Origin of the sequence: Wolbachia endosymbiont (group A) of Sturmia bella (genome assembly GCF_964030905.1) — a bacterium.
Classification (GTDB): domain Bacteria; phylum Pseudomonadota; class Alphaproteobacteria; order Rickettsiales; family Anaplasmataceae; genus Wolbachia; species Wolbachia pipientis.
In genome coordinates, this window is the sequence record NZ_OZ034988.1 from 673142 (window position 1) to 686263 (window position 13122).

The 13122-nt window shown below is 35.5% G+C and carries 17 protein-coding genes; all 17 read left to right on the forward strand.

From position 1 onward, the window contains the following. The 17 genes from ACQH3L_RS03125 (at position 1) to ACQH3L_RS03205 (ending at position 13021) form a co-directional block, all read left to right on the forward strand. On the forward strand, positions 1-1419 hold the full coding sequence (locus ACQH3L_RS03125; protein ID WP_425384992.1) for a phage portal protein: 1419 nt from the start codon (positions 1-3) through the stop codon (positions 1417-1419). Further along, complete coding sequence (locus tag ACQH3L_RS03130) at positions 1416-2465, forward strand: S49 family peptidase (RefSeq protein WP_425384669.1); 1050 nt, start codon at positions 1416-1418, stop codon at positions 2463-2465. The genes ACQH3L_RS03125 and ACQH3L_RS03130 overlap by 4 nt, the downstream gene beginning before the upstream one ends. Before the next feature lie 67 nt (positions 2466-2532). Further along, entirely contained in the window at positions 2533-2904 is a 372-nt protein-coding gene (locus tag ACQH3L_RS03135) for a head decoration protein (RefSeq protein ID WP_425384670.1), read from the forward strand. 37 nt (positions 2905-2941) lie between these two features. Next, complete coding sequence (locus ACQH3L_RS03140; protein ID WP_425384671.1) at positions 2942-3946, forward strand: major capsid protein; 1005 nt, start codon at positions 2942-2944, stop codon at positions 3944-3946. 97 nt (positions 3947-4043) lie between these two features. Further along, on the forward strand, positions 4044-4358 hold the full coding sequence (locus ACQH3L_RS03145) for a head-tail joining protein (protein WP_425384672.1): 315 nt from the start codon (positions 4044-4046) through the stop codon (positions 4356-4358). After that, complete coding sequence (locus ACQH3L_RS03150) at positions 4343-4834, forward strand: phage tail protein (protein WP_425384673.1); 492 nt, start codon at positions 4343-4345, stop codon at positions 4832-4834. Before ACQH3L_RS03145 ends, ACQH3L_RS03150 begins: the two co-directional genes overlap by 16 nt. 9 nt (positions 4835-4843) lie before the next feature. Then, positions 4844-5323, forward strand: coding sequence for a hypothetical protein (locus tag ACQH3L_RS03155; RefSeq protein WP_425384674.1), 480 nt, complete (start codon positions 4844-4846; stop codon positions 5321-5323). Then, positions 5310-5774: a phage baseplate assembly protein V gene (locus tag ACQH3L_RS03160; RefSeq protein ID WP_047759504.1), complete on the forward strand. Its 465-nt coding sequence runs from the start codon at positions 5310-5312 to the stop codon at positions 5772-5774. The genes ACQH3L_RS03155 and ACQH3L_RS03160 overlap by 14 nt, the downstream gene beginning before the upstream one ends. Beyond that, entirely contained in the window at positions 5771-6025 is a 255-nt protein-coding gene (locus ACQH3L_RS03165; protein WP_425384675.1) for a PAAR domain-containing protein, read from the forward strand. The genes ACQH3L_RS03160 and ACQH3L_RS03165 overlap by 4 nt, the downstream gene beginning before the upstream one ends. 2 nt (positions 6026-6027) lie before the next feature. Continuing rightward, positions 6028-6363 carry a GPW/gp25 family protein gene (locus ACQH3L_RS03170; protein WP_264376986.1) on the forward strand — a complete coding sequence of 112 codons (336 nt, stop codon included), beginning with the start codon at positions 6028-6030 and terminating at the stop codon, positions 6361-6363. A 2-nt stretch (positions 6364-6365) separates the two neighbouring features. Then, on the forward strand, positions 6366-7157 hold the full coding sequence (locus ACQH3L_RS03175) for a baseplate assembly protein (protein WP_425384676.1): 792 nt from the start codon (positions 6366-6368) through the stop codon (positions 7155-7157). 271 nt (positions 7158-7428) lie between these two features. Then, positions 7429-8595 (forward strand): phage tail protein, encoded by a 1167-nt coding sequence (locus ACQH3L_RS03180; RefSeq protein ID WP_425384677.1) that lies wholly within the window; start codon positions 7429-7431, stop codon positions 8593-8595. Positions 8596-8763: 168 nt separating this feature from the next. Next, positions 8764-9459 carry an ankyrin repeat domain-containing protein gene (locus ACQH3L_RS03185; RefSeq protein WP_425384678.1) on the forward strand — a complete coding sequence of 232 codons (696 nt, stop codon included), beginning with the start codon at positions 8764-8766 and terminating at the stop codon, positions 9457-9459. A 33-nt stretch (positions 9460-9492) separates the two neighbouring features. Continuing rightward, positions 9493-9945 carry an ankyrin repeat domain-containing protein gene (locus ACQH3L_RS03190; protein WP_236514651.1) on the forward strand — a complete coding sequence of 151 codons (453 nt, stop codon included), beginning with the start codon at positions 9493-9495 and terminating at the stop codon, positions 9943-9945. A 5-nt stretch (positions 9946-9950) separates the two neighbouring features. Then, a complete protein-coding gene (locus tag ACQH3L_RS03195) occupies positions 9951-10391 on the forward strand; it encodes a DUF2924 domain-containing protein (protein WP_236514648.1) in 441 nt (146 codons plus the stop codon). Next, entirely contained in the window at positions 10384-11871 is a 1488-nt protein-coding gene (locus tag ACQH3L_RS03200; RefSeq protein WP_425384993.1) for a recombinase family protein, read from the forward strand. Before ACQH3L_RS03195 ends, ACQH3L_RS03200 begins: the two co-directional genes overlap by 8 nt. A 67-nt stretch (positions 11872-11938) precedes the next feature. After that, positions 11939-13021 (forward strand): WD_0033/WD_0034 family tandem repeat-containing protein, encoded by a 1083-nt coding sequence (locus ACQH3L_RS03205; protein ID WP_236514646.1) that lies wholly within the window; start codon positions 11939-11941, stop codon positions 13019-13021. Positions 13022-13122: the final 101 nt, after the last annotated feature.

The following is a 13122-nucleotide window of genomic DNA, read 5'->3' on the forward strand; positions in this document are numbered from 1 at the left end:
ATGCTATTAAAATCGTTCAAACAACTATTTAGTAAGCCAAAAATCAAAAGCTCAGCGTGGGATGCAGCAGGCTCAGGAAGAAGATTTTTTCACTTTCAACCAGAGTTAGGAAGTATAAACAATTTGCTGTCTCAAAGCCTTGAAACTTTACGTAGTAGATCACGTGATATGGTGAGAAAAAATCCATATGCAGCAAATATTATTGATACAATAGTAAGTAACTCTATTGGAACAGGAATAAAACCACAATCAAAAGCAAAGAATGCAGAATTTCGAAAGAGGGTGCAAGAATTATGGCTAAGATGGACAGATGAAGCAGACAGTAACGGAGTAAGTGATTTTTATGGATTACAAGCTCTAGTATGCAGAAGTATGATAGAGGGAGGAGAATGTTTTGTACGTTTAAGAACGAGAAAGCTGGAAGATAGATTTTCTGTGCCATTACAACTGCAAGTACTTGAGTCTGAACATTTAGATAATAAAACAAATCAAACTTTAGGAAATGGTAATGTAATAAGAAACGGGATTGAGTTTAACAAGCTTGGGCAAAGAGAAGCATATTACCTATTTAAAGAACACCCTGGTGAAGGCTCATTTGGTGAATCAGTGAGAGTGCCAGCAAATGATGTTTTACATATTTATAGACCATTAAGACCTGGGCAAATTAGAGGAGAGCCATGGCTTTCGAGTATACTGCTAAAGCTCTATGAACTTGATCAATATGATGATGCAGAATTAGTGAGAAAAAAGACAGCAGCGATGTTTGCAGGGTTTATTACAAGGCTAGATCCTGAAGCAAATATTTTAGGAGAAGGTGAAAGTAATGAGCAAGGAGTAGCACTATCAGGTTTAGAGCCAGGAACAATGCAGCTTTTAGACCCAGGAGAAGACATAAAATTTTCAGAGCCATCTGATGTAGGAGGAAGTTATGAAGCATTCATGAGACAGCAGCTGAGGGCAATAGCAATAGGCACAGGGATAACATATGAGCAACTAACAGGAGATTTAACGGGCGTTAATTATTCATCCATTCGAGCAGGATTAATAGAGTTTCGTCGTAGATGTGCTATGCTGCAACACAACATTATGGTATTTCAATTTTGCAGACCAGTATGGAGTAGATGGCTAGAATTAGCAGTACTCTGTGGAGAACTGAGTATAGATAAAAAAGTAGCAAAAGCAGCGAAAGAAGAAGTAAAATGGATACCACAGGGATTTGATTGGGTGGATCCTTTAAAAGACCAGCAAGCACAACAAATGGCAGTAAGAAATGGATTTAAGAGTCGATCAGAAGTGGTTTCAGAGCTAGGTTATGATGTAGAAGAAATAGACCAAGAAATTGCAGAAGATCAAAGACGTGCTAGTTCCTTGGGTTTAAGTTTTGATTCCGACGTTACTACTAATCAAGAGATAATATGAAAAACCAAGCGATATGGCTAAACAGATGTGTAATGGTAGAACCAAGGAGTTTTGAATTACTGTCACTACAAACAGGAAAGCAGCCTATCTTTAAAAATATAAAACATGCGGTAAGAAATAGTGAAAGAGGAATAATACCAATACATGGAATCTTGACGAAAAAGTCAGAAGTTTTTGATGATGTATTGGGGATGACATCGTATGAGAAGATAAGTGAAGAGATAGAAGAAGCTTTAATAGATAAAGAAGTAGAAACAATAATTTTGGACATAGACAGCCCCGGAGGAGAAGTAAACGGTTTATTCGACCTTTCCGACTTTATTTACCAAGCAAGGAGAAAAAAGAGGATTGTGGCAATAGCAAATGATGATGCGTATTCTGCGGCGTATGCAATTGCATCAAGTGCTGAAAAAGTATTGGTAACTAGAACTTCAGGAGTTGGAAGCATAGGAGTAATAGCAAGTCATATAGATCAAAGTGGGTTTGATGAAAAACAGGGAATAAAATATACGACAGTATTTGCAGGAAGTAGAAAAAATGATTTAAATCCACATGAGCCAATAACTTCTGAGAGTTTAGAAAGCCTAAAAAGCGAAGTGAATCGTTTATATGGAATGCTGGTTGAGCTAATAGCACGCAATAGAAACCTTTCTGTAGAGGCAATAAAATCAACAGAAGCAGGGCTATATTTTGGCGAGAAAGCAGTAGAAATAGGTCTTGCAGATGGAATTACAATTCTTTCATCTATTAATAAAAACAGGAGTATTACTATGAATGAACAAACTACAAATAACGTAAAAGAAGAAACTGATAATTTAACCAAGTATCGTACTGAAGTTCTTGAATTAATACGTTTATGTAATTTATCGAAGATGCCAGAAAAGATAGGAGAATTTATTGAGCAAAGTGTAAGTGTTGAGCAAGCTAGGGAAGTTTTAATGGAATTACTTGCAGATAGAACAAAGAAGACAGAGATACTGAGTGCAATACCACAGAATTCAGGAGAAGAATTGATGATGCAGGTAGCGAAAAGTCGTAGGAGTTAAAGTATTTTTATAACCGCCGTATATAGCATTGATAAAAGTGGCGGTAAGCAGTTAAGGAGAGAAATTTATGAGTTGTATAAGCGAACAAAATAATCTGGGTGACTTATTAAAGTATGAAGCATCAAGTCTATATTCAAGAGATCAGATAACAGTAGCAAAAGGGCAGAACCTAAAGCTTGGTACAGTAGTGGCTCTCGATAAAGATAGCATGGTTAAGATAATAAATCCAACTGCCACAGATGGTACACAAACAGCAATAGGTGTAATAACAAGCGATGTAAATAGCAAAGATGGAGATACTAAAGCAATAATAATTACTCGTATTTCTCTTCTTGCTGATCATGCAGTGGTGTGGCCAGCAAATATCACTGAAGAACAGAAAGCTGCAGCAATAAAGCAACTTGAAGTACGAGGAATCATTGTCCGCAAGGGAGCTTAAAAAAACTATTAAAAATACAAAAGGGGGAAAATAAAAAATGCAAAATCCATTTACAAACACAGCATTTAGCATGACGGCACTAACAAATGCGATGAATATATTGCCGATAAATTATGGACGTGTTGAAAATTTAAACTTGTTTCCAAATAGGTCAGTAAGATTTAGACATATTACCATAGAAGAACATAACGGAGTTTTAAGTTTACTACCAACGCAAGTACCAGGGGCACCAGCAACAGTAGGAAAACGTGGCAAAAGAAAGGTAAGAACATTTACGATTCCACATATTCCACATGATGATGTAGTATTACCAGAGGAAGTACAGGGAATAAGAGCATTTGGATCAGAGAGTGAACTGAAAGCGCTGGCAGATGTAATAACGGACCATTTGCAATTGATGAGAAACAAACATGCGATAACGTTGGAACATTTGCGGATGGGAGCGCTGAAAGGAATAATTTTAGATGCTGATGGGTCAGAATTATTAAATCTGTACAACGAATTTGAAATCACACCAAAAGTAGTAAATTTTGCACTAGGAACTGCAACAACAGATGTAAAACGTAAGTGTCTGGAAGTACTCCGGCATATAGAAGATAATCTAAGTGGTGAATATATGACGGGAATTCATGCACTGGTAAGCCCTGAGTTTTTTGATGCATTAACTTCCCATAGTAAGGTGAAAGAGGCATATGAGAGATGGCAAGAAGGAGCAGCGCTAAGGAATGATATGAGGTCAGGATTTACATTCTGCGGAATCACATTTGAGGAATATAGAGGTCAAGCAACTGACCCTGAAGGAACCGTAAGAAGGTTTATAGAAAGAGATACAGGACACTGTTTTCCAGTAGGAACAGCAAGCACATTTACAACATATTTTGCACCAGCAGATTTTAATGAAACAGTGAATACTCTTGGACAGCCACTATATGTAAAACAAGAACCAAGGAGATTTGATAGAGGGACCGATTTACATACGCAGTCAAATCCTCTGCCAGTGTGCCACCGCCCGGCCGTTTTGGTCAAGATCGTTGCAGCATAACAATACTGGTAGAGTAACTACAAGGTGGTGAGGCACAGAACGACTCTACCGGTATGCGCTTTCTTAGCATGTAAAGGTTAGTATATCAAAAAGAAATATGCAAGAGAATATTAAGCGATTATTAGAAGATTGTCTTGCCCATTTAGGGGAGCTGGCTTTATATGAGTCAAAGGGTAAGTCATATATGGTGCAAGTACTAAAGCAACAGCCAGATAAATTATACGAGATTGGTGAAGGACAATTTGTGGGAAAGATGCTTTTTCTTGAGGTAAGCGTTTTTGATATACTGAGGCCAATTGTAGGAGATATTTTTGTTATAGGTGATTGCAAATACAAAATACACACACCACCACTTAGAGATAAATCTGGAATGGTCTGGCGAATCGAAGCATCTGAATGTCTGTTCATATAGAAGTTGAGGTAACAGAAAGTGTAAATGCTAAAAGAAAAAAAATAGAATTAGCAATAGTGAGAGCGTTAAACAGAACAGCACTATGGCTAAAATTGAAGACAGCAAAAGAAATTAGTGAGGAAAAGAAGATAAAATTAAGTTTGATAAGAAAGAGATTAAGAATTTTTAAGGCGAAAACTAGCAGATTAGAAGTGTTAATTAGAGCAAATCTCTATGACATTAGAGCATCGATAATTGGTAAAATACAAAAAACAAGAAGAGGATCGAAAGTAGGAAAGCATGAGTTTATAGGAGGATTTGCAGCAGTTATGCCAAAAGGAAATAACGGTATGTTTAAACGTGAAGGAAGAGCAGCATTGCCAATAAAGGAAGTTAAGTTGCCACTCGAACCTGAGGCTTCAAGGATAATAGGGAATCTTGTTAATTATGAAGTTGAAAAGGTATTTGAAAAATATTTTATACATTACATAAGTTAAATTATATGCATGACAAAGTTCTGGAAAGATTTACATAAAGCAATTTGCAGCACACTGAAGGAAGAAATACTGGCTATACAGACATGTGAAATTTATCCAGCAATAAGGAAAGAATTAGTAGCGCCAGCGTTATTTGTAGAGCTTGTGAGTTTAGAATCGGGAAAAGATCCAGGAACAGAAGAATTAGCACTGAAAGCAAGATTTGAAGCACGAATTGTGATTGATAGCACAATAGAAAATGCAGCTATTATTGTCAGAACATTAGCTGCTGAGGTGGCAAAAGTTGTAAACAAAAATACATGGAATATAAAAAATGTTTCACCAGGAGAATTTATCTCTGCAGAAATTGACGGATTTAGACCCGAATTAGATGCATATTTGGTGTGGATGGTTGATTGGAGTCATCAGCTTCATTTAGGTAAATCGATATGGACAGAAAATAAGATTAAGCCACATACGATTATAATAGAAGAAAATGTTAGAGAGTAATTTTGCAATTTCAGAGCTGCAAAGAAAGTTAGCAAACATTGTACGAATAGGAGTTGTAAAAGAAGTAGATTATGAGAAAGCAAAAGTAAGAGTGAAGATAGGAGAACTTTTAACAGATTTTCTTCCATGGATAACTTCTAGAGCAGGAGAGGAAAGAAGCTGGCTACCACCAAGCATAAATGAACAGGTAGTAATATTGTCACCATTGGGAGAGTTATCATTAGGAGTAGTACTAGCTGGAATATATCAGCAAAATTATTCTGCTCCAGAGAATAGTGAAATGATTAACAGTTTAGTATTTCAAGATGGAACAAAGTTATTGTATGACAAAGAGAGCAAGAATCTTGAAATTTCTGTAGTGGATAAATTAAATTTCAAAGTAGGAAAATCAGAGATAGAAATGACAAAAAGTGGAATAAAACTGAAAGCAGAAAGGATCGACTTAAATTGAACAAAGGAATAGTGAGGTTAGGAGACTACTGTGGAGAAGCTATACCACATTTCTGCATTAGCGGAAGTAATAATGTTTTTGTAAACGGTAAGTCAATATGTAGAAAAGGAGACAGTTTTAGTGAAGGAAAAGTAATGATTCAAGGATCAAAAACAGTGTTTGCAAATGGTCTTAGTGTAGGAAGAGTAGGAGATATAGTTTCATGTGGGTTTAAAGTAATAAAAGGCAGTGAAAGCGTCTTTGCAAAATAGAAATGAAGGGTATGGATGCTAAAACAGGAAAAACGTTAGAAGGAATAGAGCACTTAAAGCAGTCGATAATTGATATATTGACCACTCCTATTAACAGTAGAATAATGAGGAGAGATTATGGGTCAAGACTATTTGAATTAGTAGATAAGCCAATAAATAGAGATTTAACTTTGGAAATCTATTCAGCAGTAGCAGAAGCTCTACAAAGGTGGGAGGAAAGATTTAAGCTAGAAAAAGTAAAAATGACAGAGGTGAAAGAAGGAAAAGTAACGCTTGACCTAGAAGGATTATACTTACCAAGCGGGAAAAACATTCATTTTGATGAAATTGTAGTTTAAAGATGCAGCAGCTAAATATTGTAGAAAAGCCAAATTTCGAGGAAATCTTTTCAAGAATGAAAGAAGAGTTAGTCCGTAGAGATGAAACCTTTTCAGGATTAGTAGAATCGGATCCAGCAATGAAAGTTCTGGAGGTAGCAGCATGGCGAGAACTTTTACTCAGACAAAGGATAAACGAAGCTGTAAAGGGTAATTTACTTAAATTTGCAACGGGAGAAGATCTTGATAACTTAGCTGAATTTTATGGAGTAGAGAGAGAAAAAGAAGAAGAGGATGAAAGATTTAGAAAGAGGGTAAAAGCAAAAATAGCAGGTTGGTCAACAGGAGGAAGTAAGGAATATTATAAATATCATGCACTGTCAGCAGATAGTAGAGTAAAAGATGCACTAGTGGAATCACCTATACCAGGGAAAGTACAAATTTCAATCTTATCAACACAAACTGGCATAGTGTCAGAAGAGCTACTAGAAATTGTAAAAAAGCAGGTTACTAGAGATGATATAAGGGTTTTAACCGATACAGTAACAGTAATTGGTTGCAATATTACGGAAATAGATATCCACAGTAGAATGAGCATAAGTCCTGTAATATCAGAGGAAGAAATCAAGAAGCAGTTCATTAAGAAGTTTGAAGCAAATAGAAGGCTGGGATGGAATGTTACAAGATCTTGGATAATAGCAAATCTATTTGTAGAGGGTGTAGAGAATGTAGAATTAATAGAACCAAAAGAGGATGTTGTGGTACTGGGGAATGAGTGTGCGGTGCTTAGCTACGTCAAGTTAGATAGGATTTAAAACGTATTTTTTTGCTTTGTGCCAGTGAGAGGATTACGTGCAATAAGTGGTTTACTGGATAAAAACGACCAATGTTATGCAGACGAAAAGACTCTCCTTCTCCTAGCTGTTGCAACTTATTTTTTAAGGTATTAACAATATAGTCAAATATCAAAGAAAGTATTTTTAATACCGAGAATATTTTTGTTTTTTATCAGTTTTGCAATGATCTCTTGCTCACTCATAAGCTACCTAAATAAAGGAAATTAAAGCAACTGGAAAGAAAAGACAAATGAAAAGTTTATTACCGCCAAACGCAACAAAGCAAGAGCAAGCACTGGTTGATGCAATAGATTATAAGGTTGATCCAAGCTGTATCAAAGGATTTAAGTTTAATCTTAAAGAAGAAACATTGCCGTGGATAATAGAAGAATATGGTTTAGAAGAGATACTGCGTTGGGTAAAAGATAGAAGAAAAGCCGTAGTAGAAGGAGTAAAATTTCAAAGACTACGTGGAACCCCAGCATCACTCAAAATAGCACTAAAGTGGGCAAATATAGAAGATATTACAATTATTGAAGAGCCACCCGGTAAACACTTTTTTGAGTTGCAAGTAGGGATAAAAGAGGTACCAAATGACTTCTTCGTAGATGCAGTAGTAGAGCTGGCAAAACTATCACTGCCTGTAAGATCCAGATTAATGAGGATTTTTAACGATTATTATAATGTGCAGAGATTTATATTGGATGAGAGTTTATTTGGAGATCTTCTTTCTGATTATTCAGGGGTAAAAATAGAAAAAGATGGACCAGTGTTATCGTTTGGAAGAGTAAATTTTTTCAGGTCTAGTGGTCCAGTTATTAGGATTATAGAAAACTATCTACGCGATCATTATGAACGAGCTTTAAGCAATGATATATATCGCCTAGATGTAGGAATCCTTGGAGAAACCGAGCCTCACACAAGGGATTATAAAGGCATCTATGAAAGAGATCATTTGTGGTACAACTTAAAAGCACTATATCCATTACCACAGAGTTTATTACCATCGATTAAATTTGCAAAAGCGCAGATTGTACTGTCAGATAGCTGGAAATTAGGAGAAATAAATAGCTGTTTTCCAGTTGGTAGAATAGAAGAAGAAGGAAATAAATTTGTATTGGGAAACGATAAACTTTCAGGGCAACATTGGAGTTTAAAACACAAGCCAATTTTAGAAAGGTTTAGCGTTACTCACCACTACAAAATAGAAAACTATACAGATCAGAAGATTACAAAATATGGTTTAGCAGAACACAACGTTTACTATAAAAATGACTCAGATTCAGAGCAAAAAGACTCAATACACGAATTAGAAAATTACATTTTAGTATTTTACCCAGGAGTACTGAAGTGGCACGAACATCGACACTTGCACAGAAGTTGGAAAAATAGTCAAGTAATATCTCTAATAAGTTAAGTACTTATATTTAGATCCTCATATATTATATTAATAACAGGTTAAAGTGTATGAAATAAACAGAAAAAGACTTGCTTTCTTATGCTAAAAAGGACATGACTTGAATAGCAGCAGGTAAATATAAGAAATTTGTCTGGTGCTAGAAAAGCTAATTTTGTGAGGTATGAAATGAGTTTTAGCAAGAGTAAGTTTTTTAAAGAAGTATCAAGTAACGATATTAATAAAAGAAATGAAGAAGGAGAGACGATATTACACCAAGCAGTAGAAATCTCTGATTACAAAACAGTGAGATTATTAATAAAAAAAGGGGCAGAGGTTAATGCAAGAGATAAAAATGGTTATACACCACTACACTGTGCAGTATTTGCGAAAAGCTTAGAAAATATAAAAGTGCTGCTAAGATCGGGAGCAGAAGTAAATGCCACTCAATATGTCAGTGGATGTACGCCACTGCACTCTGCGTGCAAAATAGGAGGAGTTGAAATAATAAAAGAGCTAGTAAAGGCTGGAGCTGAAGTTAATCAACTGAATAAATATGGTGCAACACCAATGTATTACATCTGGGAAAGTGAAAAGTATCGTCTATGTGATAGCAAAGAGAGTGAAGAGGCGAGTAAATTTTTGAGAGAAAAAGGAGGAATAACAAAAAGTAGAGAACTGACGTGCTATGGAATAGAGAGGCTAGTGGGAGAAATAGCAGACATGTTGAATGGGAGCTACATGCCGGAGCTAAAAATAATAGAGATAGGAGAAATAAGGAAGAGAGACAAATCGCTAATAAAGAAAGAATGTCAAAATTTAGCAAGCAAGATAATGAGCCAAGTAAATGAAATGATAGATGAGGTGGTGAAAAGGAGGGCTTAGGAATTTAAATTCAAAAAAAAGGTGAGGTAGGTTATGAGTAAAAAAGGAAAAGAGGAGTCACTATTAGAGTACTCATACAAAAATATTTACGCAAGAGACGAAAAGGGAAGAACAGCTCTACATTATGCAGTAGACGCAAAAACAGTGAAGTTATTAATTGAAAAAGGAGCGAATGTGAATGCAGCAGATGTAGAAGGATATACAGCACTGCACCTAGCGGTAACGGAAAAACGCCTAGAAACCGTGAGAGAATTAATAAAATCAGGAGGGAATGTAAATGCTGAGGAATATGGAAGTAAATGCACTCCATTGCACCTTGCATGTATGGTGGAAAAAAAAGAAATAGTGGAGGAGCTAGTAGAAGCAGGAGCAGAAATAGAGCAAGCAGATAAATTTGGAATGACAGCGATGGATTATAGCAAAGAGATCACTGAAATATTGAGGAAAGAAATAGACAGAATTGAAAAGTTATTTATGAGAGGATAGAAAATATGGAGGAAGAAACAGAAAAGAAAGTAATGAATTTAGAGAGAAAACCTTTGGGTGAGCTGAGAAAAACGTGGAAGAAGGTATTTGGGGAAGAGGCACCTAAACATTCAAAGAAATATCTGATACCAAGATTAGCTTATAGAATGCAGGAAAAAGTGTATGGAGAAATGTCAAGAAAAGGGTCAAAAAGACTAGATTATTTAGCAGATCGGCTGGAGAAGGGAAAAAGAATAAGTAGTGACAAACTGCCAGTAGAAGGAACAGAGCTAATATTAGAGAGAGGGGAAGAGACGCATGCAGTAATGGTAACAGATAAGGGTTTAATCTACAGAGAAGAATTTTTCACGTCATTGTCAGCAGTAGCCGGAAAAATAATGGGAATGAGTTACAATGGGCCGCTCCTATTTGGTTTGCGTGATCAAAAGGGAAAGGAAAATGTGTAAAGGGATAAGATGTGGAATATATACGAGAAAGTCAAATGAAGACGGTCTAGAACAAAAGTTTAACAGTTTAGATGCGCAGCGAGTAGCATGTGAAAAATATATAAAGAGCAAAGAAGGCTGGGTAGTATCGGCCAAAAGGTACGACGATGGAGGCTTCTCAGGGAAAAATTTAGAAAGACCAGCGATAAAGGAATTGTTTGAAGATGTAAAAAAAGGAGAAGTAGATTGTGTAGTGGTGTATACTCTGGATAGGCTATCAAGGGAAACAAAAGACAGCATTGAAGTAACATCATTTTTTAGAAGACATCGAGTAAATTTTATAGCAGTAACGCAGATATTTGACAATAATACGCCAATGGGAAAATTTGTACAAACAGTGTTATCAGGAGCAGCACAACTAGAAAGAGAAATGATAGTAGAGAGAGTAAAAAATAAAATAGCAACATCAAAGGAGCAGGGATTGTGGATGGGTGGAACTTTACCGCTTGGGTATGATGCAAAAGATAAGGAATTAATAATAAATGAGAAAGAAGCAAAGTTGGTAAAACATATATTTGAGAGGTATATAGAGCTGAAGTCAATGGCAGAACTAGCAAGGGAGCTAAATAGTCAAGGTTACAGAACAAAATCAGATATCTTTAAAAAAGCGACGGTGAGAAGAATAATAACAAATCCAATATATATGGGAAAAATCAGACATTATGAGAAAGAGTATGAAGGAAAACATGAAGCAATAATAGAGGAAGAAAAGTGGCAAAAAGCGCAGGAATTGATAAGGAATCAACCATATAGAAAAGCAAAATATGAAGAAGCGCTACTTAGGGGAATAATTAAGTGCAAAAGCTGTGATGTAAATATGACGCTAACGTACTCAAAAAAAGAGAATAAGAGATATAGATATTACGTATGCAATAATCATTTAAGGGGAAAAGGTTGTGAATCAGAAAAAAGAAATGTAATAGCCGGAGAAGTCGAAAAAGAAGTAATGAGGAAAACAGAGCAGCTATATGAAAATTGGAAAGACAAGACCGAAGAAAAATGGGAAAATTTAAATTTTGGAAAGCAGAAAGAAATAGTGAAAAAGTTAATAAAGGGAGTAATGGTGAAAGAGGATGGAATGGAGGTGCATTCTGAATCAGAGAAAAAATTTATACCAATAAAAAAGAAAGGAAACAAATGCACAGTAGTAGAACCTGAAGGAAAAACAAATAATGCACTACTGAAAGCAGTGGTGAGAGCCCATTCCTGGAAACGTCAACTAGAAGAGGGAAAATATAGAAGTGTGAAAGAGCTGAGTGCCAAAATTAATATAGGTACAAGACGAATACAGCAAATTTTAAGGCTGAATTATTTAGCGCCGAAGATTAAGGAAGACATAGTAAATGGGAGGCAGCCAAGGGGTTTGAAGTTAGCTGACTTGAGGGAAATACCGATGTTATGGAGTAACCAACTGGAGAAATTTTATGGATTAGCAACCTAATTGAACAATTAATAAGTTGTTAATATAACTAATTTATAAAATTAAATATTGTAGAGCAAGGAAAGTAATGCCAAAGTTTAAAAAGATTAAGAACGCAAAAAATATAATCTATGAGCTGGCAGGTGATCAGGATAATTTTACCAATGAAGATAAAAAAAAGCTTTTCAAGTTGTTAAAGAAGATAGAAAACGGTGAAAATATTAGTGGAAAATTTAATAAATCTAATTACAACACGCAGAAACTTCTTACAAAAAAAATAATTTACAAGGATGAGAAAAAGGAAGGGACTCTGACGCTACTGTGCCACTCTGTGTTCTATAAAAATAATCAAGCTTTTGAGGAGCTTTTACAAGAAGCAATAAATCAAGGAACCTTAAAGGATGTTCTTAGTGAGGAATTGATCCAAAAATTGCCAAATGGTCTAACAATAACTTACACGGCACTGGTATCCTGCATATTAGAGGAAGATAGTAAAGCTATTAGAGCAGTTTTAGAAGCTTCTAAAAAGAATGGTTTTTTAAAAGAAATTCTCAACCAGAAAGTGAAAGTAGAGAAAGCAGAAGGTCAAGAGATAAGCTATACTACACTACTTGACTATGCTAATAAACACAATTGCAAAGAAAGTGCAAAGATTCTCAAGGGATTTGAAGAAATTCTGAATATAGAAGTTAAAAATGATATACCTGTAAGTGATAATGCTGAAACTAGATGTGAAGATATCAATAAAGACCATGAAATACATGAATCTAGAATTGTAAACAGTGAAGAAGCTCGAAATATTTTAATAGAAAGTGAAAATCCTCAACTCATGTGTGAAAGCAACAAAGAAGCTAAGAACTCTTTAGATGAGCAAGGGCTAAACGCTTCTGACAGCCCATCTTCCGCTGAACCATGTTTTGATGCTACAAACGAAAAAGACAAACCATTAACGCAGCAAAGGCAAGCAATTCTAGCTAGTGTTGTTAGTACAGCGTTACTGGTAAGCAGCATTGCACTGTATATCATGAAAATGCCTGTAGTAGCAGTGGTTGTGGGAATAGTTGGATTAGCATGTATAGGTCTTGTGCTATATAAGCCAAATACTAAGCTCGAGAAAATTAGAGATATAAAACAGTCTATTATTGCTTCTCCTGCTTTAAACTCAGTATAAAAGAATATGTCCAATAATTTTTTTTAATAAGATAATTTATTTAGAATACTATCTAAATTATTAACACAACATTTATCTTGTACCCCTGCTGTTTCTCATTA